At 36.8% G+C, this 22359-nt stretch carries 19 protein-coding genes; 9 read left to right on the top strand and 10 right to left on the bottom strand.

What is annotated here, in order from left to right:
- Window positions 1–163: 163 nt before the first annotated feature.
- Complete coding sequence (locus tag I6U50_RS13710; protein WP_193712202.1) at window positions 164–499, bottom strand: tRNA-binding protein; 336 nt, start codon at window positions 497–499, stop codon at window positions 164–166.
- Window positions 500–669: 170 nt separating this feature from the next.
- On the opposite strand from I6U50_RS13710, the gene I6U50_RS13705 reads away from it, so the two are divergent.
- Entirely contained in the window at window positions 670–1239 is a 570-nt protein-coding gene (locus I6U50_RS13705; RefSeq protein ID WP_198639260.1) for a thioredoxin family protein, read from the top strand.
- A gap of 127 nt (window positions 1240–1366) precedes the next feature.
- Window positions 1367–2008 carry a peroxiredoxin gene (locus I6U50_RS13700; protein ID WP_198628413.1) on the top strand — a complete coding sequence of 214 codons (642 nt, stop codon included), beginning with the start codon at window positions 1367–1369 and terminating at the stop codon, window positions 2006–2008.
- A 249-nt stretch (window positions 2009–2257) separates the two neighbouring features.
- On the opposite strand, the gene I6U50_RS13695 is transcribed toward I6U50_RS13700, so the two are convergent.
- The 5 genes from I6U50_RS13695 to I6U50_RS13675 all read right to left on the bottom strand — a co-directional run bounded on the left by I6U50_RS13695 (window position 2258) and on the right by I6U50_RS13675 (window position 11257).
- Window positions 2258–3190: a peptidylprolyl isomerase gene (locus I6U50_RS13695; RefSeq protein WP_198639259.1), complete on the bottom strand. Its 933-nt coding sequence runs from the start codon at window positions 3188–3190 to the stop codon at window positions 2258–2260.
- Between the two features lie 51 nt (window positions 3191–3241).
- Window positions 3242–4870 carry an amidohydrolase gene (locus I6U50_RS13690; protein ID WP_198639258.1) on the bottom strand — a complete coding sequence of 543 codons (1629 nt, stop codon included), beginning with the start codon at window positions 4868–4870 and terminating at the stop codon, window positions 3242–3244.
- 78 nt (window positions 4871–4948) lie between these two features.
- Window positions 4949–6076 (bottom strand): hypothetical protein, encoded by a 1128-nt coding sequence (locus tag I6U50_RS13685; protein ID WP_198628410.1) that lies wholly within the window; start codon window positions 6074–6076, stop codon window positions 4949–4951.
- Between the two features lie 398 nt (window positions 6077–6474).
- Window positions 6475–8205 carry a TonB-dependent receptor gene (locus I6U50_RS13680; RefSeq protein ID WP_198639257.1) on the bottom strand — a complete coding sequence of 577 codons (1731 nt, stop codon included), beginning with the start codon at window positions 8203–8205 and terminating at the stop codon, window positions 6475–6477.
- Window positions 8206–8239: 34 nt separating this feature from the next.
- The gene (locus I6U50_RS13675) at window positions 8240–11257 is read right to left on the bottom strand and encodes a tetratricopeptide repeat protein (protein ID WP_198639256.1); all 3018 of its coding nucleotides are present in this window, start codon (window positions 11255–11257) and stop codon (window positions 8240–8242) included.
- A gap of 160 nt (window positions 11258–11417) precedes the next feature.
- Here I6U50_RS13675 and I6U50_RS13670 point away from each other — a divergent pair, with 160 nt between their 5' ends.
- Entirely contained in the window at window positions 11418–12101 is a 684-nt protein-coding gene (locus I6U50_RS13670; RefSeq protein ID WP_193712194.1) for a cell division ATP-binding protein FtsE, read from the top strand.
- Between the two features lie 124 nt (window positions 12102–12225).
- Here the strand turns inward: I6U50_RS13670 and I6U50_RS13665 are convergent, their stop codons facing one another.
- The 3 genes from I6U50_RS13665 to I6U50_RS13655 all read right to left on the bottom strand — a co-directional run bounded on the left by I6U50_RS13665 (window position 12226) and on the right by I6U50_RS13655 (window position 15290).
- Window positions 12226–12486 carry a YgjV family protein gene (locus tag I6U50_RS13665; protein ID WP_193712193.1) on the bottom strand — a complete coding sequence of 87 codons (261 nt, stop codon included), beginning with the start codon at window positions 12484–12486 and terminating at the stop codon, window positions 12226–12228.
- A 145-nt stretch (window positions 12487–12631) separates the two neighbouring features.
- Window positions 12632–14431, bottom strand: a complete 1800-nt coding sequence (gene typA, locus I6U50_RS13660; RefSeq protein ID WP_193712192.1) for a translational GTPase TypA — start codon at window positions 14429–14431, stop codon at window positions 12632–12634.
- 373 nt (window positions 14432–14804) lie between these two features.
- Complete coding sequence (locus I6U50_RS13655) at window positions 14805–15290, bottom strand: DinB family protein (protein WP_198628407.1); 486 nt, start codon at window positions 15288–15290, stop codon at window positions 14805–14807.
- Window positions 15291–15436: 146 nt separating this feature from the next.
- On the opposite strand from I6U50_RS13655, the gene kdsA reads away from it, so the two are divergent.
- From kdsA to I6U50_RS13635, 4 genes are all read left to right on the top strand, one after another.
- A complete protein-coding gene (gene kdsA / locus I6U50_RS13650) occupies window positions 15437–16255 on the top strand; it encodes a 3-deoxy-8-phosphooctulonate synthase (protein ID WP_193712190.1) in 819 nt (272 codons plus the stop codon).
- Between the two features lie 313 nt (window positions 16256–16568).
- Window positions 16569–17723 carry a hypothetical protein gene (locus I6U50_RS13645; protein ID WP_227740427.1) on the top strand — a complete coding sequence of 385 codons (1155 nt, stop codon included), beginning with the start codon at window positions 16569–16571 and terminating at the stop codon, window positions 17721–17723.
- A gap of 23 nt (window positions 17724–17746) precedes the next feature.
- Window positions 17747–19372, top strand: coding sequence for a BCCT family transporter (locus I6U50_RS13640; RefSeq protein ID WP_193712189.1), 1626 nt, complete (start codon window positions 17747–17749; stop codon window positions 19370–19372).
- Window positions 19373–19384: 12 nt separating this feature from the next.
- On the top strand, window positions 19385–20242 hold the full coding sequence (locus I6U50_RS13635; RefSeq protein WP_198639255.1) for a universal stress protein: 858 nt from the start codon (window positions 19385–19387) through the stop codon (window positions 20240–20242).
- A 185-nt stretch (window positions 20243–20427) separates the two neighbouring features.
- Here the strand turns inward: I6U50_RS13635 and I6U50_RS13630 are convergent, their stop codons facing one another.
- Window positions 20428–21258, bottom strand: a complete 831-nt coding sequence (locus I6U50_RS13630) for an endonuclease/exonuclease/phosphatase family protein (protein WP_198639254.1) — start codon at window positions 21256–21258, stop codon at window positions 20428–20430.
- A gap of 119 nt (window positions 21259–21377) precedes the next feature.
- On the opposite strand from I6U50_RS13630, the gene I6U50_RS13625 reads away from it, so the two are divergent.
- Both I6U50_RS13625 and I6U50_RS13620 read left to right on the top strand, forming a co-directional pair.
- On the top strand, window positions 21378–22010 hold the full coding sequence (locus I6U50_RS13625) for a hypothetical protein (protein ID WP_198639253.1): 633 nt from the start codon (window positions 21378–21380) through the stop codon (window positions 22008–22010).
- Entirely contained in the window at window positions 22007–22315 is a 309-nt protein-coding gene (locus I6U50_RS13620; RefSeq protein WP_193712185.1) for a winged helix-turn-helix domain-containing protein, read from the top strand. The genes I6U50_RS13625 and I6U50_RS13620 overlap by 4 nt, the downstream gene beginning before the upstream one ends.
- Window positions 22316–22359: the final 44 nt, after the last annotated feature.

Here is a 22359-nt window from a genome sequence, read left to right as displayed (position 1 = left end):
AATGAGGCTTCTTATAATGTTTACAACAAAACGATTAGCCCACATTGCGCAAATTTAAAAATTAGCCTCACTTACAAACTAAATGAAAACAGCTTTTTTTTATCAATATAGCCCGGCCTGTATTGAAGCTTGTAGCAGTAAATACGAGAAAATAGAATAATGATTAACCTATCCGAAGTCCATTTTCAACCTTAAAATCGGGGTTTAGTAGTACGATATCATTTTCTTTTCCTACTGCTCCCAACACCAGGCATTCACTCATAATATTTGCGATTTGTTTCTTTGGAAAATTAACAACCGCCACAATTTGGCGGTTTAATAGTTCTTCTTTTTTATAGCGTTTGGTAATTTGGGCCGAAGTCTTTCTCTGGCCAATATCTTCACCAAAATCAATAAGCATTTTATAAGCAGGATTTCTGGCTTCGGGAAAATCTGAAACTTCAGTGATTGTTCCAACTCGCATTTCAACTTTTTCAAAATCCTTCCAGGAAATTTCCATATTGTATTTTTCAACAAAAATAGAAAAAAACACTATATTCAGAAGGGAATTACCTCATGGTAAGCCAATGAGGAATTAAATGAAAAGGTTTTTTTGACTTCGGGGAATGCCTCGGAGTTGCAATAACTATTAGGAAAAATCTCGATTATCGAGTAAACTTATAAAACATTATGGCCAGAACTGCGTCAAATATGATTCCTTTAGGAACACCGGCTCCAAATTTTAATCTTGTAGATGTAATAACAAGCAATAGATATTCACTCGAAGATATTAGAGGCATCAAGGGGACTTTAATTATGTTTATAAGCAACCACTGTCCATTTGTGAAGCACGTAAATGAAGAAATAGTTAGACTTGCCGGAGACTACCGAGTTTTGGGTTTTGGTTTTGCCGCGATTATGAGCAACGATGTAGAAAACTATCCGGCAGACCATCCTGATAATATGAACGAGGTAGCAAGAAAACATCAATATTCTTTCCCATACCTTTACGACGAATCGCAGGAAGTGGCCAGAGCTTATAAAGCCTCCTGCACACCCGATTTTTATCTTTTTGACGATGAATTGAAGTTAATCTACCGCGGCCAATTAGACGATTCAAGACCGGGAAATGGCATTCCGGTTAATGGCAGGCATCTTCGCGATGCTATGGATGCCGTTCTTGCCAATAAAAAAGTATCGCAAAACCAAAAACCGAGCATTGGATGCAACATTAAATGGAAATATACACCAGAACCTTAATTCCTAAATCTATTATAAGCGTTATCAGTTAATCTTATCTTAAACCAAGTAAAACCTATTGACTTAATAGGTTGTTTAGAATAAAAATTCTTTAATTTTATAGTTCTAATCACTAAAAAACAAAACTATGAGCGAGTTAAAACTAGGGGATAAAGCACCAAATTTTGATGCTGAAACTTCGGAAGGGAAAATCAACTTTTATGATTATTTAGGAGATAGTTGGGGGATTTTATTCTCACACCCGGCAGATTACACCCCGGTTTGTACCACCGAACTTGGCACCGTTGCAAAATATAAAGATGAGTTTGAAAAACGCAACACAAAGGTGATGGCATTAAGTGTAGATGGCCTGGAGTCTCATAAAGGCTGGATAGATGATATAAATGAAACCCAAAATACCACGGTAAATTTTCCTATTATCGCCGATGAAGATAAGAAGGTTTCTAACCTGTATGGCATGATTCATCCAAAAGCCGATGATACGCTTACCGTGCGTTCGGTGTATGTTATTGGACCAGATAAAACCATTAAGCTAATGATTACTTACCCGGCAAGTACCGGTAGAAATTTTGATGAATTATTAAGGGTTATAGATTCGCTGCAACTTACCGCCTACCAAAAAGTAGCCACTCCAGCCAACTGGAAACACGGGGAAGATGTAGTAATTAGTCCTTCTGTATCTAACGAAGATGCCAAAGAGATGTTCCCTAAAGGTTTTAAAGAAGTAAAACCATATCTTAGAATGACGCCACAGCCGGATTCTAAATAAAACTAACTTCTATTAAGCCCGTCATCCTGAACTTGTTTCAGAGCCTGCTCCGAAATTTATTCGGAGATCTAAGATATTGACAATCTATTCATGTTAGAATCCCGAAGTTAATGCGGGATAAAGTCTGAATAATTTCAGCTTGACGAAAACAAGCTTTTTAGACTCATTCTTAAAAAAATACCTCACAGGTCTCTGAAACTTGTGAGGTATTTTTTATCATTAAATTACCCTTCGGGGGTTAGGGGGCTTTTACTTTACCGCTACAAGCTCCACATCAAAAACCAATGCTGCATTTGGTGGAATTACACCACCCGCACCACGCTCTCCATACGCCAAATGCGATGGAATCACAAAGCGGGCCTGGTCTCCTACATTTAAAAGCAAAATACCTTCGTCCCAACCACTAATCACGTGGCCCATTCCCACAGGAAATTCCAGCGGCTGATTTCTTTTATAGGAAGAATCAAAAACGCTTCCATCAGTCAACATTCCTTTGTAGTGTACAGAAACAGTTTGTCCTTTTTCAGGTTTTGCTCCTTCTCCCTTTTTCTCAATTTTATAGCGAAGTCCGCTTTCTGTGGTTTTAAAGCCCTGTGATATTTCTCCCAGTAATTCTTCTTCTCTTTTCTTTGCTGCTGCTTCTCTTTCTGCTTTAGCCCCATTAAATTGCCTAAAAGACTCTACTGCATTAAAGCTTTCTGCTTTCTCTCCGGCTCTAATAATCTCTAACTTTTCTATTTCATCACCTTGCTGAATGCTGTCTACAATCTCCTGGCCCTTAACCACACTACCAAAAACAGTATGTTTTCCGTCTAACCAGGCAGTTTCGGTATGTGTAATAAAAAACTGGCTTCCGTTAGTTCCGGGACCGGCATTGGCCATAGATAGCTTTCCAGGGGCATCGTGTTTTAGCTCGGGATGAATTTCATCTTCAAACTTATAACCGGGACCACCTACACCGGTACCCTGTGGGTCTCCCCCCTGAATCATAAAATTAGGAATCACCCTATGAAATTTAAGTCCGTTATAATAAGGTTTCCCCTGTGGGAAGGCGTCATTTTCAAGCTTACCTTCAGCGAGCCCTACAAAATTCCCAACTGTACCGGGTACTTTTTCATATTCCAATTCAACTAAAATCTGACCTTTAGTGGTATAAAATTTAGCGTATAATCCGTCGTTCATTTTCTTATATTTTTTCGATTCACAAAGATATCTATTTTTCGTTTAATGGTTTTAATATACCTGCTCCCCATTTACATAAGTTTCCAAAACTTTAATTCCGGGAATTTCAGATTGCTCAACTTTCATAATATCTTTATCTAAAATTATAAAATCGGCAAATTTACCGGCTTCTATACTTCCTTTTTCTTCTTCTTCAAAATTCGCATAGGCCGCCCAAATGGTCATTCCTTTTAAGGTTTCTTCACGAGATAAGGCCTGTTCTTTCATAAAACCTTCCTGGGGAAAATTATTAGTATCCTGTCTTGCTACCGCTGCATAAAAAGTAAGAAAAGGGCTTACTTCTTCAACCGGAAAGTCGGTTCCCAGGGCAATAATTCCAGCCTGGTCTAATAACTTCTTATAGGCATAAGCACCTTGTATTCTTTTATCCCCTAAACGATCTTCTGCCCAATACATATCGCTGGTTGCGTGTGTAGGCTGAACCGAAGGAATAATATTTTTACTGAAATATTTAAGATCTTCTTCATCAATTACCTGCGCGTGTTCTACTCTCCATCTACGGTCTTCATCGTTGGCTAAAAGTTTATCGTAAGTTTCCAAAACCATATAGTTGGCTGAATCGCCAATAGCGTGAGTGTTCAGTTGAAATCTTGAATTCGCTACCCGCTCTGCAGTTGCTTTAAAATCTTCAACAGGTGAGAGCAAGGCTCCAAAATGCCCGGCACGGTCACTATATTCTTCCTTTAAAGCAGCACCTCTTGAACCCAGTGCACCATCGCCATAAAATTTTACTGAACGCACATGTAGCCTTTCGGTTTTAATAGGGTCTTTATCTAGATAGTGATCCAGGTTTTCTTTAGTATTACTAATCATTGCGTATAGCCTTATTTTAAGACTTTCGTCTTTATGAAGGCTATCCATGAGCTGTATAATTTCTTTATCAATTCCGGCATCTACAACTGTGGTTAAGCCATACTTGAAAGATAGCCTCTGAGCATCTAGCAAAGCATTTACCCGTTCTTTTGTAGAAGGTTCAGGCTGTGCTTCAGCAATAAGCTGCATAGGATTATCTACAATAATACCGGTTAATTTTCCATTTTTTTGTTCAATATCCCCACCATTAAAAGAAGTCTCTGTTGTAATTCCGGCTTTATCTAATGCAGCCTGGTTGGCCAAAAGTGCGTGGCCATCTATTCTGGTTAGGGCTATTGGGGTATCTGGAAATAATTCATCTAAAGTATCTTTGTTCGGAAATTCTTTTCTCTCCCAGTCGTTCTGGTCCCATCCCCTACCGGTTATAAATGGAACATCTCTTTTATTTTGAAAATCAACAATGCGCTGTACCACCTCCTCAAAACTTTTGGTGCCTGACAGGTCTACCCGTTGTTGCTGTAAGCCTAATCCGTAAAAATGGGCATGTCCATCTATAAAACCGGGAAAAACGCTTTTTCCTCCCGCATCAAGTTTCTCGGCGCTATTGTATTTTTCCTGAAGTTCATCAGCATTTCCTACCTCAACAAATTTCCCGTCTTTTATCACAAAAGCTTCAGCGGTATTGAAATTTTCGTCTACGGTATAAACTTCGGCATTAAAAACCATGAGATCCACTTCTGCTTTATTTTCAGAATTACACGAAATCAAAGCAAAGCCCAGAAAGCAAGCAATTAATATATTTTTCATCTAGATTATAATTTTATATAAAAATAAAAAATGCGCCCGGTAAAGGCGCATTTTGTTGAATTATTTACTTGTGCAAATTTAGAATATTGCATTAATAATTTGATCCCGTATACTTTTATTAGCTGCAGCTGCAAGTGCTACCGAAACGAATAACCCAATCATAGCGTAAGAGAAATCTTTAAAGATCATCTTACCGGCCTTCTTACGGTGCTTTTTACCTTTTTTGTTTCTAGCCAGGCTTATGGCTATTTCCCTACCTCCAATAATACCAAGGAATACCCAGGTAGTACTCATAGGTACCGTACTAATAAATAGTTTATAGATAAGTAGAATTACATAAGTTAAATCTACCAGAGTTGCTGCCCGAATATCTGAGATTCTAGATTTCTCACTAACTACTTCCTGGATTTTGTCTCCCCTTAGGTAAAACAACAGGCCTAAACCTCCAAAAATAGTAAGAGCGAACACTATAAACTGGAAAGTATCTAGACTACGAGGAAGGAATACCGCTATATTAGCACCATCCTGCATTACCCAAACTCCCCAAAGCGTACCACTTACAAGCCATTGAACGGCAGTCCAGCTATTATTGAATTTACGGCTCTTAAAATATTTTTTAATAAAATTATAGGATAGGTACCATACTAAGAATGAAAGTACAAACGCCATTATATAGCCTGTCCAACTCTTCCATACTACCGATGTAATACCCGAAGTATCAGCACTAAATACACTTAAAATAAGGAATGTAGTAGAAACCGGCATTTTTAACCTGGTTAAAATAAGCAGTACCAGTGGTGCTATAATCTGAAAAAAGCTAAAGGATTCCGGATGTGGGTAAGGAGAACTACCATCTGGTTTTAAAAGCCGTTGATAGGTTACATCCCCATCAAAATAAAACCAGCTAAAACTAACTACACCCAAAAAAATGAAGCCTACATACAACCACAAAATCCACCAACGCTTGGCTTTGTTACTCTCAATAAATGTTCCAAGAGATTGGATACTATCATTTGCAACGGTGGCATAGGCTGCAAAGAAAAAACCAAGCCACATTGCTGCTGTTTGGTTACCGGTAAATATTCCGGCCATAATTATACCTACAATTACTATTGCAAGGAAGGCTTTTTCCTGCACCATATAATCCAGAATATTCAAATATGGACGGGAACGGTCACTTCGTTGAAACTTTTTACCTTTTGCCATTAATTAGCTCTTTTAAATTTGTAAAAAATTATAATTTAAGGGATAAATTGTTTTTCCTTAAAATTGGGTACAATATTAATTAGTTCTACGCTTAATTTTGAATTTCCAATGTTGTGTTATTGTTAAGGAATCTTTAATAAAAATAAATTTAAAAATACTGATTCACAATCACTTAAAAAAATATTGGTAACATACAACCTATATAAGCACAAAAAAGTGGCTGTTTAAAAAGTTTGTTCTCATCAAAAATAAACTCATTTTCAGTTTCTAACACAATTTTAATCAGCAAGATATTAGACCCCAATTTTAATTGAGAAAAGCACTGAAAATAATTTAAAAGAGACGATTTTAAAACCTTTTAAACAGCCACTTAAATAGTTAATCAAAAAAATTAATCTTTAAAAGTCAAACTTATATGTAGCCCCGGCAAGCAATTGTAATCCCTGAACCCTAAAGTTGGTCCAGCGCTGGTAATCGTTATTCAATAAATTACTTCCTTTCACAAATACCGAAAGTCTATCATTAAAACGGTAACCCAAATTTGCATTTACATCAAAATAACTGTCCAGGCTAATGGTATTTAAAGATGGTTCTCCGGTAGTTATTGCAACTACACGTTCCTGGTCGTAACGTTCTCCCACATAAAATAAATTAGCACCGGCAAACCACTTCTCACTAATTTGATAATCGGCATTTAAAGAAGCTTTAAAATCGGGTAGGTTCCAGGCTTCAGCTTCATCATCTGTATTATAATTAAAATATTCGGCATTAATTCCCAGTCTAAAGTTTTGGTTTACATCAACATTAAGCTCTCCGGCAACCGATAGGGTGTTTACATCATCATAAACCATTTCAAAAGAATTTCCGAAGGCATAGTTTTCGGTGATTAGGGTATTGGCCTGCGGATTGCGCTTAAACAAAGCCTTATTAAACTGCGACTGATACCCGGTTTTGAAATTATAAGAAACAGCATTGCTTAATTTTCCTTTAGCGCCAACATAGGCATTATACTCATTATCGGTTGGCTTTACTTCCAAACTTGGGGAAACATAGGGGTTCTCCTGTACAAATTTAAAGTATGTATTTTGTTGCAAACCACCTTCAAGACCCGCGTAAGGGGTAAAATAGTCGCCACCAAGCCTGTAGCTTGCAGTAATTTTTGGATAGATATAGAAATTGCCATCGCTATTTTCTACATCCTGGCTATAAAAGAAAGCCACGCCAAGATCTAAAGTAAGGTCGTCCCTTAAGATTAATAAGCTCGGGTTAATACCAAAATTCATAAAAGCGTAATTATAGTTTTCAGAAGCCAGAAATTGTTCCCCCATCTCTCCCTGCACTATATCTGCATAAATATTAGTGGTTATAAGTTCATCGGCTATATTTACCTCAAAGTTACCGCTGGCGTTAAAATGATTTTCTGAAGTTGAATAAGAATCTCCGGTATGTCTAAACTTTGCACTTGCATTATCAAAAAATGAATCATAAAGTTCTATTTCCCCACCAGCATATACAGAAAAATAATTTTGAGAAGGATCTATAGCATTTAATTCGTCGTTACTAAAGTCTTCACTTAAAGGCAAACCATACCAATTAAAAAGTTGGTGACGGCCACCAATTTCAGTTTTCCAGCCCAAATCGCGATTTTTAGAGTTATAGCTTAAGTTTAGCTCGGTATCATAAAACTTATCATCTAAAATAACATCCTTAATACCGCCCTGGGATGAATTATGGCTTACATAAACCCCAAAATTATCGCTGCGGTTTACTTCCAGGTTGCTGTAGAATTCAGCTAATAAATTACCATAATTTCCAAAGCCAAGGCTTGCATAATTATCGTACACCTTAATTCTTCTTTCTCTTTTTAAGGTGGTTGCACGACCTTTGGCAGGTGTAAAAGTTGAGGCTACAGGTACCGAGAAAATACTGTATTTCACCGGTCTCTTTTGGGTTCTAACAGAATCTGACCTACTTGGGGTTTGCTTTATCTTATTAGCGTCTTTTACCGTAGGTGTATAGGGTTTTACTACAGTTACGGTTTCACTATCTATAGGATCCTGAGCAAAAAGAACCCCGCCAATTAAAAACATACTTAGGATAAGGCTCTTTTTTATTGAAATCATTTGCATATAGAAATTCTTAAATGTTAGATTGAAAGTTGAATTAATTGTTTGCTTCTACCGAAGAATTGGTTTTGGCCGCTTCTGTCTTTATTCTGGCTAGCTCTTGCTTTGCTTCCTGTACAATTTCAGGATAGTTTTGGAAGTTTTTAATTACATTTTCCAAAATATAGGTAGCCTGGTAGGTGTCGTTTAACTCGTAGAAGTTATCGGCCATTAATACCAAACCTTTAGCTCCCCAGCGTTTATAACCCGAAAAATCTTTGGCTAAAATTTGAATCGCAGCGTTAGAAGCTTCGTAGTTACCGCTTTCATTTTTAAAATAGGCATCATAATATAAAGCTTCAGCCGCCAGTTCCCCTTTAGCCGTTTTTTGTACTTCGGCATACGCGCTTTTGGCTTTACTCATATTACCAGACGCAAATGCCGCACGGGCCACAATTACCCTGGCATCATTACGGGCCTCTGAATCTGACTCTGAATTAGCCAAAACTTTGTCGGCGTAATTTGCCGCTTTCCCGGGCTGGTCTAATTCCAGATAGGATTTCATCAGGTTTGATTGAGCAAAAATTATATTCTGTTCAGAACTGGCTTGTTTTTCTAGCTTCTCTAAATAACCAACGGCTTCACGGTAATTTTCATTTTCAAGCAAGATTTCAGATAATCTTGAAAGGGCCTGCTCGGTAAATTCATTCTTAGGTTTATCGGCTACAACCCTATAATTTGTTGCTGCCTTCGCTTTATTTCCGTTTCGGAAATATAACTGACCTAAGTAAAAATTAGCATTTATGGAATGAATTCCGTTAGGGAAACGTTGCAGGTAGTTTTCAAAACCGCTAATTGCCCTGTCATACTCATTATTGAAATATTGATTTTCGGCCGACTCGTAGGTAGTGTTATCCAAATCGGCATCGGTTACTTCCACAAAATCTATGTTCTGTACCCAGTTTGCATATTCATCTGTACGCCCAAGATCTACGTACACCATTCTTGCAGTAGATACTGCTTGCATAGCTTCGGGTGTATTCGGATAATTCTGCACTACTGTCTTTAGCCTTTCTAAAGCCCGGTTTCCATTATCGGAATTATAATGAATTAAGGCCTGTCGCAACATGGCTTTAGGCACAAAAGCACTTTTAGGAACTTCTCTAATAAGCCTATCGTAAGCCGATAAAGCCTGGCTGGTATTATTTGCTGAAACATAGGTGTTTCCCAATTCATACATAGCGTCATCTCTGTAAGAAGAACGTGAATATTGATTTATAAAGTTTTTAAGTTCAGAAATTTTAGTATCCCTTCTATCTATAAAACCATAACTCATAGCTTTTTGGAAAGCAGCATAATGGTTAGTTCCACTCAACGAAAGTGCCTTATCGTAGGCTTCAATTGCCGGCCAATACTGGCTGCTTACAAAATAAGTATCTCCCAAACGCAATAAAGCATCATTTCTACGGGCTACCTCATTAAAACTATTTTCAGCATAACGCTTAAAGAATTCTATAGCTCGCGCGTATTCATTCTTTTTAAAGTAGGCATAACCAAGGTTATAATCAAGGTTGTTCAATTCTTCTGTTCCTCTTGCAGCACTCATCCCTGAAAATTCGCGATATCCAAGAATGGCATCGTCAATTCTATTGATGTTGTATTCACTTTCAGCCTTCCAAAAAGTAGCTTTGGCTGTTATTTTTTGGTCCCTGGGTTCAGAAAGTGCTTTTTCAAAATTTAAGATAGCATTTTCATAATCGCTTTCTTCATAAAGCTGAAGACCATAGTAGTAAGCAACTTTCTGGTAGGCCTGCTTATCGCTAAAGTTACGGTTGTTCTCCAACAAACGCATGGCTTCTTCAAAATTGCCCGAAGTAAGGAAAGAATCAATCAGCAAGCTTTCCATAGCCTGTCTATTCTCAGAATCGGGATATTTTTCTATATAATTAATTAATACCTGTGACGGACTTTCGTAGCTATTCCCAATCTCGTAACTCAGTTTAGCGTAATTCATATACGCATCTTCCTGAATTTGCGGGTTAAAATTCATCTCGCTGGCATTTTTAAAAGCATTTAAAGCCTGCTGTTTTTGATTGGATTCTAAATAAGACTGCGCCAGGTGGTAATATGCATTTTGGGCAATTTTATTTTTTCCATCTATAATTTTATTGAATTCAGAGATGGCATTTTCATAATCGCCCTGTTTATAATAAGCATAGCCCAATTGATAATAATCGGTATTATTCCATCTTCCTCTTTCCCCGTCATATTCTTTTAAATAAGGTAAGGCTTGTTCATATTGTTCTAAATTGAAATAACTCTCGCCAATTATTTTATTAAGTTGAGAGCGTTCTATACGATTAGAGCTTTGTAATTGTGCCTTTGCCAATTTTATAGCTTCTTCAAACTTACCCAGTTTAAAGTTCATGTCGGCCTGGAAATAAGAAAGGTCTTCACTATACCTATCGTTGCCACTTACAGCTTCAAAATTTTTATTGGCTTCTTCATAATCATCGCCCTCATAGGCCATATAGCCCAGATAATATTTAGCCTGGGAGCCAAATTCTTTAGAGTCTCTCACCCTTTCTAGATATTTACGAGCCTGGTCGTATTGTTTAGCTCTAAAGTAAGCATAGCCATTATTAAAGTAGAAGCGCTGCTTTTCGGCGCGGCTCATACTATTTTCATTAACTTTATTGTACCATTTACGGGCCAGGGAATATTTTCCGGTTTGGAAATAATAATCGGCAACATCGCGATAAGCAGAATTGGTCTTTGTACTGGTAGGATACCTACTTACAAAACGTTCCATTAACCTATCGGCTCCCGGTTGGTTTAAGCGCACTGCGGCATTGGCGATATAGTAAGCACAATCTCCTTCAATTTTCTCGTCTTTGGTTTGCTCTTTTACTTCTTCAAATAAATTTTGAGCTGCCAGAAACTGCTGATTATTGTACAATTCAAGTGCTTTATTGAATTCGGCCAGATCGTGTGTAAAATTGGCCGATCGTTGAGAAATGCCGGTAAAAGAGAAACATACTAAAACAACAAACAGTAAAATTTTGTTAGGTGTCATTTATAAATTTTTAAGTTGATGATTCAAAGATAATTTAAACCTTCCTTTATTAACGCCCATATAAAGTGATAATTATGTTAATGTAAAAAAAAGTGAACCGGCAGCTTTTGAAAAATGTATATTTACCTATATTTTTAACCCAAACAAAGCCTAGATTTTTATGTCCAATACCGTCCTGGAATTAAAAAATGCTGCCATTTATCAGCGTGAAAGCCTAATTTTATCTGAAGTTGATGTAGAAATCAATAAAGGTGATTTCGTTTATCTTATTGGTAAGACCGGTACAGGAAAAAGTAGTTTTATGAAAACACTTTACGGAGATTTACCACTTACCGAAGGTGAAGGGAATATTGTTGATTTTAATTTGCGAACACTTAAAGAAAAAGATATTCCTTTTCTTAGAAGAAAACTGGGTGTGGTTTTTCAGGATTTCAAGCTTTTAACCGATAGAAATGTAAAAGACAACCTGCTTTTTGTTCTGAAAGCCACCGGCTGGAAAGACAAAAAAGCTATGGATCATAAAATAGATGAAGTTTTGGATAAAGTAGGAATGAAATCTAAAGGCTTTAAATATCCTTATCAGTTATCTGGAGGCGAGCAGCAGCGAGTAGCTATTGCTCGAGCGCTTTTAAATGATCCCGAGCTTATTCTTGCCGATGAACCTACCGGGAACCTCGATCCGCAAACCTCGGTGGAAGTAATGGAGGTACTTCAGGATATAAGCAAAAACGGAAAAACTATTCTTATGGCCACGCATGATTATGCGCTACTATTAAAATATCCTTCCAAGACTTTAAAATGTGATGGACAGCGCGTTTTTGAAGTGGTTCAAAAATCGGTTTAAGCTTACCTAAAATCAGAGAGGGAATATATTGATGTTCTATTAAACCCTAATTAAGAAAGGCTCCCTAAATAATAAATAAAACAATTTTAAAAAATCTTGAATTCTACGTTACAAAAGTAGGCGATTAAGGTTTCACCTCATCTTCTTTAAGCCTTTCCGGCCTTCTATCTATAACGAGGTAATAAAAGTTTACAAAAACAATTATACCATTGGCAATAATTACAGGCCAGGATTTTATTAAAATTCCATAGATAACAAATAAAATACAGCCCAGTGTATTTATAATTCTAAGCTTTATGATATTTTTCATAAAGAAAGAAATAGCAATAAAAAAGGAAGAAAGATAACCAATCCACTCTGTAAGACTAATCCCTAAAAATTCCATATAAAAAAGAGTTTGCTTAAAAGTTCTTTAAACGTCAACCTGAACCTGCCCAAGCTTTCAGGCGGGCATGTTTCAGCTTCTAAGGTATTAAATTCAGAATAACGATTATTGAAAATTTTTAAACAAACTCTTTAATACCAGATAATTATACTATTTTGTTTCTCTTACGTTCGTTTTCGGTAAGATAAATTTTACGCAATCTTAAATGACTGGGAGTTACTTCTACATACTCATCTTTTTGAATATATTCTAAAGCTTCTTCTAAAGAAAACTTTCTTGCAGGAACAATCTTCGCTTTATCGTCTGCACCGGCAGAGCGCACATTGGAAAGTTTCTTGGTTTTGGTAATATTCACAGCCATATCATCCTGGCGGGAGTTCTCACCAATTACCTGCCCTTCATAAATTTCTTCTCCCGGATCTACGAAAAACTTACCTCTATCCTGAAGTTTATCTATAGAATAAGGAATTGCTTTTCCGCGTTCCATAGAAATTAAAGAACCATTAAGACGTTCTGGAATCCCACCTTTTAATGGTTGATATTCTTTAAACCTATGTGCCATAATTGCCTCACCCGCAGTAGCAGTAAGCAATTGGTTACGCAAACCTATAATTCCTCTAGATGGAATCATAAACTGAATAATCATTCGTTCGCCACGGGTTTCCATGCTAAGCATTTCGCCCTTTCTTGTGGTTACCATCTCTACAGCTTTCCCTGAAACTTCTTCAGGTAAATCTATGGTTAACTCTTCTATAGGCTCACATTTCTCACCATCAATTTCTTTGATAATAACCTGTGGTTGACCAATTTGAAGCTCATAACCTTCCCTTCTCATAGTTTCTATTAAAACCGAAAGGTGCATTACCCCACGTCCATAAACCAAAAACTTATCGGCACTATCGGTTTCCTCAACTCTTAATGCAAGATTTTTTTCTAACTCCTTGGTAAGTCTTTCTTTAATATGTCTTGAAGTCACAAATTTCCCATCTTTCCCAAAGAAAGGCGAATCGTTAATGGTAAAAAGCATACTCATTGTAGGCTCATCGATAGCAATAGATTCAAGACCTTCAGGGTTCTCAAAATCAGCAACAGTGTCACCAATTTCAAATCCTTCCAGACCAACCAAAGCACAAATATCACCTGGTTGAACTGCTTCTACTTTTTTACGGCCAAGACCTTCAAAAGTAAATAGTTCTTTAATTTTTGTTTTTTTAAGGCTACCGTCACGCTTTACAAGCGAAACCTGCATTCCTTCTTTTAATTCTCCTCTTTGCAATCTTCCAATAGCAATTCTTCCGGTAAAAGAAGAAAAGTCTAAAGAAGTAATAAGCATTTGGGGTGTTCCTTCCTCGATCTTCGGTGATGGAATATGTTCCAAAACCATATCAAGAAGTGGCTCTATATTTTCTGTTTTATCATTTGGATCGTTGCTCATCCAATTGTTTAAGGCAGAACCATAAACCGCTGGAAAATCAAGCTGCCATTCTTCAGCCCCCAATTCAAACATTAAATCAAAAACCTTTTCGTGTACCTCATCTGGCGTACAATTAGGCTTATCTACTTTATTCACCACCACACAAGGTTTTAAACCTAAATCAATAGCTTTTTGTAAAACAAAACGTGTTTGTGGCATTGGGCCTTCAAAAGCATCTACTAAAAGTAAAACCCCATCGGCCATATTCAAAACCCGCTCTACTTCTCCACCAAAATCGGCGTGACCGGGAGTATCAATAATATTAATTTTAGTGTCTTTATAAACTACAGATACGTTTTTAGAAGTAATGGTAATACCACGCTCCCTTTCCTGATCGTTATTATCAAGAATAAGATCTCCTGTATTTTGATTTTCCCGAAATAAACGGCAGTGGTACATAATTTTGTCTACCAGGGTAGTTTTACCATGGTCTACGTGTGCGATAATCGCGATGTTTTTGATAGCTGTCATATAAGCGCCTAATTTTTTAAGGCTGCAAATGTACGGCAATTTTTAAAGATATAATTAACTTACACCACTTATTCAAATAAAATATTTAATAGCAAACCAACTGTAAATCAAAGCTTCATTTAAAAACAGGTATCCTATAATTAGGAATTGGCTTTCATTTTTCTGCAAAAGAAAAAGGCAAAATAGATCACAGAAATTGTCCCAAAACCTATAGCCAATAGAGGTTCTTCGGGTCTCTGGTAAATAAAGAAAACGGTGGCAGACACCATTATTATTGCATTTAACAGGAAACGCCTGATTGTGTAACAATTACTAAATTATTCCCTAATACCAGCCATTTTTTTTCTGAAAGTACAGGGTTTAAAACCAGTCTTTAACTTTCATCAGCCGATGGGCCATAGGTAGCCGGCACGGGAATATCTAAAAGTCTAAAATACACTCCTAATTGCGCTCGGTGGTGGGGCAATTGGTTAAACACCATCATTCTTAGCACACTATATTTTGGCATATCCATTAAAACTTTCCCATCCTGAATCATTTTCCAATTCTTTTCGTATTCTTTGTCCGGTTTACGTAAAGAGGCTTCAGCTTCTGCGGTATTATTTTGCAAAACTTCTAGAATTTCTTCTACAGTCCCAAAATCTGGAGCTTTGTAGCCTGACAAATCCATATCGTCCATTTCCATAGTTCCGGTAATCCAACTGGGAATTTCAGCAAGGTGATTGGCAAGTTGCCTTATAGACATAGACTTTTTATGTGGTCGCCAACCCATCTTATCTTCAGGTATTCTTTTTAAAAATTTCTCGGTAAGCACCACTTCGTGCTGCAGCTCTGATATAAGGATGTTTTGAAGTTCCATAGTTTAAAAAATTAACATAGAAAATTACAATAAAAATTCGTTTTTAGTTCAGGTTCAGCCAATTAAATTCACTCGGGAAAACGCGTATTTTTTGAATTGCTCCTACCGCTTAATTCCACTATATTTGCAAAACCAATTCTTTTTTTATGAAACTTGACAAAATCCCGCAGTTAAAACATATAGACTCCAATAATTTCTTTTTACTTGCCGGGCCGTGCGCCATAGAAGGCGAAGAAATGGCACTAAGAATTGCCGAAAAGGTGGTGAAAATCACTGATAAGCTGGAAATTCCTTACGTTTTTAAAGGATCTTTTAAAAAAGCAAACCGCAGCAGAATTGATAGTTTTACCGGAATTGGCGATGAAAAAGCTTTAAAAATTTTACGAAAAGTTTCAGAAACTTTTCAAATCCCAACTATCACTGATATTCACGAGGTTAGTGATGCGAAATTAGCTGCCGAATATGTAGATGTGCTTCAAATTCCGGCTTTTCTGGTAAGGCAAACAGATTTGGTTGTGGCCGCTGCAGAAACCGGAAAAGTAGTCAATTTGAAAAAAGGGCAATTTATGAGTCCTGAAAGTATGAAGCACGCGGCAACAAAAGTTACCGACTGCAATAATGAACAGGTTATGATTACCGACCGCGGAACCATGTTTGGCTACCAGGATATGATCGTAGATTTTAGGGGAATCCCCACCATGCGAGAGTTTGCTCCTACTGTTTTAGATGTTACCCATTCTTTACAACAACCCAACCAAAGCAGTGGCGTTACCGGTGGAAGACCGGATATGATTGAAACCATTGCCCGCGCCGGAGTGGTAAATAATGTAGACGGCTTATTTATTGAGACTCATTTTGATCCTGCCAATGCTAAAAGCGACGGTGCCAACATGTTAGACCTTAAACACCTGGAAAAACTTTTAAGTAACCTGGTAGCTATAAGGAAGACGGTCAATAAATTATAATCTAAAATTTGCCGGAATTTATTTGCTAAAAAAATTATTAAAACAACTTTCCCGGCTTGTTATAGTAATAAAGCCATAAGATATATTATAAAATGATTTCCAACCTTCAATTTGGAATATAAGTCTTTCTTTTACAAATAAATCCTCTAAGGCAAGCCCCGAAAGATTAAGTAGCGATGATTGGTTAAACAAAACCCATAGCTATCTTAACTGTACTTTTATTAAATTAAATAAAAGTTAATCTAATTGGTTATTAGGAGTTTTCATTTTAATTTAAGTTAATTTGATGCCAAACCAAGCAAAAATAACCTTAATGAAAACCCAACGAATGTTAGAGAGTTTCTTCTCTTCCAATTCAGTATTAGCTATTTTTTGTCTTTTTATAATAGCTCCTTTATCTGCGCAGGAAGAACCCGAAATTTCTGTGGGTGGTGCCCTACGATACAATTACAACCTATCTTCCTGGAAATCTGGCCAAAAAGCCCGGGGTGGAGATTTTGGATATGATATATTCAGAATAAATTTTAATGCAAAATATAAAGGAATTTATCTAAATGCTGAATATCGTTTGTATTCAGATGCTTTTGGAGGTGGTGTGATGAAACAAGGCTGGATGGGTTATAAATTTAACGATTTAGACGAAATACAAATTGGGTTAACCCAGGTACCATTTGGCATTCAACAATATAACTCCCACAATTGGTTTTTTAATCTCACCTATTATGTAGGCCTTGAGGATGACCACGATATGGGTGTAAAATATATTCACGCCGGTAAAAAATATGAATATCATTTAGCATTCTTTAAAGGTGCAGAAGAATTACAATTTGGGAGTAATACCGAATCTTCTACCAGCCGCTATTCTTATGATGTTGTAGGAAGAAACAAGGAAATAAACCAATTTAACGGAAAATTTGTTTACAAATTTGGCGAGAAAGCAGCAAATCGACTGGGAGTTTCGGGGCAATATGGCGGTCTTTATAATTTAGACACCAAAAAAACAGGAAACCATTATGGCCTGGCTGCGCATTATGAGATAACGCAAAATCGATGGAATTTAAAAGCACAGGCACTAACCGCGTCGCATAATCCCGAAAACGCTGAAGGAGAAAGTAGAGATGCCCTGGCTTTTGGAGCTTACGGCGCCCCATACCAGGTTGCCGCCGATTTTAACCTGTATTCCCTGGCAATTTCAAGAAATGTACCTGTTAACCTGGGCCCTATTTCGAACCTGGAATTCTATAATGATTTTGGGTATATGCAAAAACATCATAAGAATTTTACCGATTCCTATATGAACGTAACGGGTGTTTTGGTTACCGCCGGCCAGGTTTATACCTATATTGATTATGCAGCAGGTTATAACCATTCCTGGTTGGGAGGCGATTTTGTAGATGATTTTGCAGCAGGCGTTTCCGATGCTAAATGGGAAGCAAGATTCAATATAAATATAGGCTACTATTTTTAATTTAATTTCTGAAAACCAATTATATGGCTAAAAAAGTTACAAGAAGCGATGAAAAAAAATCAATCTTTGGATTAGAAGTAAACGGACCCGTTTTCTTTATTTCCTCTTTTATCATTATTGCAAGTATAGTTTTAACCCTGGTATTTGAAAAGAAAGCCGAAAGTGCTTTTACCAACATCCAAAATGCCGTGGCTAATAATGCCGACTGGTTTTTTATACTATGCGTAAATTTATTTTTAATTTTCCTCTTCTATCTCGCAATTAGTCCTTTTGGAAAGATGCGCATAGGTGGACAAAAAGCCAAACCAGAATTTAAAGTGCTATCCTGGTTTGCTATGTTATTTAGTGCCGGAATGGGAATTGGCTTACTATTTTTTAGTGTAGGAGAACCTATTATGCACTTTACAGAACCGCCAAGAGAAGCTGCCGGTACTGTTGCCGCGGCTAAAGAAGCAATGAACTTTACATTTTTACACTGGGGTTTTCACGCCTGGGGAGCTTATGCCCTGGTAGGTCTTGCCCTGGCATACTTCACCTATACAAGAGGATTACCGTTAACTATTCGCTCTATCTTTTACCCTTTTTTAGGCGATAAAATTTACGGAAAAATAGGTGATACTATAGATATTTTTGCTGTTTTGGCAACTCTTTTTGGACTGGCCACTTCGCTTGGTTTTGGAGTAGAACAAATTGCTTCAGGTTTGGCTTATGTTTTTAATATTCCCAGCGGGATTACCACTCAAGTGATTTTAATTGCAGGAATTACCCTGGTAGCTACGGTTTCTGTAGTACTGGGTGTAGATAAAGGAGTAAAGTTTTTAAGCGAATGGAATATGCGTGTAGCTTTAATTTTATTAGGTCTGGCACTCATATTAGGCCCTACCATTTTTATATTTAGATCTTTTGTTGAAAATACAGGCAGCTATTTATATAATTTTATTGAAATTTCTACCTGGAGCGAAACCTTTACCAATACTTCCTGGCAAAATGACTCGACTGTTTTCTATTGGGGCTGGTGGATTGGATGGTCTCCATTTGTGGGAATGTTTATTGCCCGTATCTCTAAAGGAAGAACCATAAGAGAGTTTATATTAGGGGTTTTACTTGTTCCTTCCCTGGTAACATTCTTCTGGATGTCGGCTTTTGGAAGTGTAGCAATACAAGATGCCATAGGTGGTGACATGAACATTGTAAACGCCGTTAACGATGATATAGCCACAGCGCTATTTGTATTTTTTGAAGATTACCCCCTTTCTATGGTAATAAATGTGGTAGCCGTTATTCTTATTGCAGGTTTCTTTATTACCTCTTCCGACTCCGGTTCATTGGTAATTGATAGTTTAACTTCGGGAGGGAAAATAGACGCCCCAAAAGGCCAACGTGTATTTTGGGCCGTGACCGAAGGTACTGTAGCCGCTGTTTTACTTATAGGCGGTGGTTTACAGGCATTACAAACAGCCACCATTGTAACAGGGCTCCCGTTTGCCTTTATTTTGCTGGTAATGTGCTATTCACTTTACAAAGGTTTAAAAGAAGATCATTTAGAACTGCAGGAAAAGAAAGAGCAAAAAGAGATGGAAAACTACGAAGAAATTGTAAATGAGATTGTGAAGAAAAGAAATTTAGATAAAAACAAAGAACAACATTAAAAAACAGGCATTATGGAGAAATTCAATAATATTCTGGTTGCCTTAGACCTTTCAGATATTGATAATACCCTTATCAAATACGCCGCGTTTCTGGCAGAGACTTTAAAGGTTGAAAAGGTATATTTTGTGCATAACATAAAAAAGTACGAAATAACCGCATTATTTCAGGAACAATTAAAAGATATTAATCTCGATGAAATTATTGGGGATGAACTTAATGAAAAAGTAGAAAGCCTATTTACCAGCAAAGTAGATTGGGAAGTCCTCATTTCTGAAGACCCCTATACTGAATCCCTAATCAATTATATTACCAATAAATATTATATTGATTTGGTTATTGTTGGAAATAAAAAGAAAACAAAAGGCACAGGAATAGTTAGCAGCAAACTCCTTAGGCTGCTTAAGTGTGATATTTTGTCCATTCCAAGAGATTTTTCTGCGCAAGTAAACAATATTTGGGTAGGAACAGATTTTTCCCGGGAGTCTAAAAAGATATTCAACATAGCACAAATGCTTCGGGAAGCAACATCATCGCCTATAACTGCTGCCCATGTTTATTCGGTGCCGGTGCAGTTTTCACCATATATTCCTAAGGAATCCATGGAGCCTAAAATTGAAAAACATATCAAACAAAAAAGTGAAAAATTTCTAAGTAAACTAACAAATAAAGAGGGAATAAATTCACTTATTATCCCCGGAAGGGATTCTAGTATAGCCAGCAATTTACTGGAATTCGCAAAGAATAATAAGGTTGATATTTTAATTGTTGCCGATAAAGGAAGTAATAATATTTCAAACTTATTGGTAGGAAGTGTAACCGAAGAACTTTTTGGAGAAAGGCCAGAAATTCCATTATGGATTTCTAAATAAAGGTGATAAATAGTGATACGGGAAAATTCTTAGGTACTAAACAAAGTTTAATGCCAGGTAACTGTTAGTAACATACAAAGTAATACCTCGTGTCCTACCATGAGGTATTTTTTTGGCTTGCAAATTTTAAATTCATAAGAAGTATACCCCTAAATAATGCCAGCACAAGGAATTCCTTTTTAAATTCACTTAATTTCTAGTACCGCAAAAACCGGTAAATGATCTGAGGGATATTTTAAATCTTTGGAATCGCTTAAAACAGCGTATTTCTTTACGTAAATATTATCTTTTGAAGTAAAGATATAATCTATTCTACGTGTTACTGCTTCTTTAAAATTATAAGCATTAAAAGTACCTTCTGGACCAAAACGAAGCGTTGCCACTACCCTAGTGTCGTTCATCTTTTCTGATAAAAATTGAATTGCACTACTTTGTGGCTCCAGGTTAAGATCTCCCATTAAAATAACGGGCAGGCCTTCTTTATTTAAAGCTGAAATTTTCTCCCAAATAAGCTTCGCACTATTTTCTCTTGCTTTTTCCCCAATATGGTCAAAATGTGTATTAAAAACCCAAAAGTTTTTACCTGAATTGAGCTCTTTAAATTTAGCAAACGTACATATACGCTCCATAGAAGCATCCCAACCCACAGATATTTTTTGTGGTGTTTCTGAAAGCCAAAAAGTATCTTCTTCCACAACTTCAAAAGCTTCGCTATTATAAAAAATGGCACTAAACTCTCCGGCCTCCCTACCATCGTCCCGTCCTACTCCAACATATTTATAAGTATCTATTTCAGTTTGAAAATGCTTTAACTGCCCCAGCAAAGCTTCCTGAACCCCCATAATGTCGGGTTTGTAAAACTTTATCTGGTTGGTAATATGCTCTTTGCGCTGAGACCATGAGTTTTCACCATCATTTTCGTTGGCATATTTAATATTGTAAGACATTACTTCCAGTTCCTGGGCTGAAAGCGTCAGGCTAAGCAGCAGGATAAAAAGACTAAAAAAGATACGCATATAAAGAATAGTTTTTACAAAGTTCCGAAAACAATTGTTTCCGATTTCAGTTTAAATTTCCCCTAAATGTATAAATAATAATATTTTTTTATTTACTTTGTTTTTCAAAGTACTTTAAAATGAAAAATAAAAAGTATCTAAAAGATTTATCCGACATTAAGTTTATGATGAGTAGGTCTTCCCGCTTTGGCTCTCTAAGTGGGCTTGCGGGAGTATTTGCCGGCATATATGCTCTTATTGGAGCAGTCATTGCCCAGGTTTTATTATGGAAACACCAGGCAGTATTCGCGTCGCTAAGTCCCCATCCCATAGATTCACAAGTATTGACGCAGTTATTTTTTATAGCCCTGGCAGTTCTTGTTCTGGCTATTGGGACCGCTATTTTACTCAGCATTAAAAAAGCCAAAAAACTTTCTGAAAATGCCTGGAACAGTACCAGTAAACGTTTACTTATCAATTTTTTTGTGCCTTTAACGGTCGGAGGCTTATTTTGCCTGGTGCTATTGCAATATAGCCTTATTGGCCTAATAGCTCCAGTGATGCTTATTTTCTATGGATTGGCACTTATTCATGCCGATAAATATGCTGCAATTGATATAAAAAGTTTAGGATATATCCAGACAATACTGGGACTTATTGCCACACAGTTTTTAAGTTATGGTTTATATTTCTGGGCCACAGGTTTTGGACTTTTTCATATTGTTTATGGTATCTGGGTGTACAAAAAGTATGACAGGAAAAACGCCGAATGAAAAATATAATCAACAATATCAACAAAGCTTTTGATCATAGGGTGCGCCTGGGAATTATGAGTGTTCTAATGGTAAATGATTATGCCGATTTTACGAGCTTAAAAGAATTATTGGGGGTTACCGACGGTAATATTGCAAGCCATATAAAAGCTTTGGAAAAGAAAGATTACATAAGAGTTGAAAAATCTTTTATAAATAGAAAACCAAATACAAGATATAGCATTACCCCTGCCGGAAGGAAGGATTTTAAAAAACATATTAATGCCATTGAAAAATTATTGAGCCCAAACGGCGGAAAAATATAACACTCTTTTTTTATGAATTCACTTTGAATTTCAAAGCACTTAAA

Source organism: Salegentibacter maritimus, assembly GCF_016236975.1.
GTDB lineage: Bacteria > Bacteroidota > Bacteroidia > Flavobacteriales > Flavobacteriaceae > Salegentibacter > Salegentibacter maritimus.
This window is presented reverse-complemented; position numbering and strand designations above follow the sequence as displayed.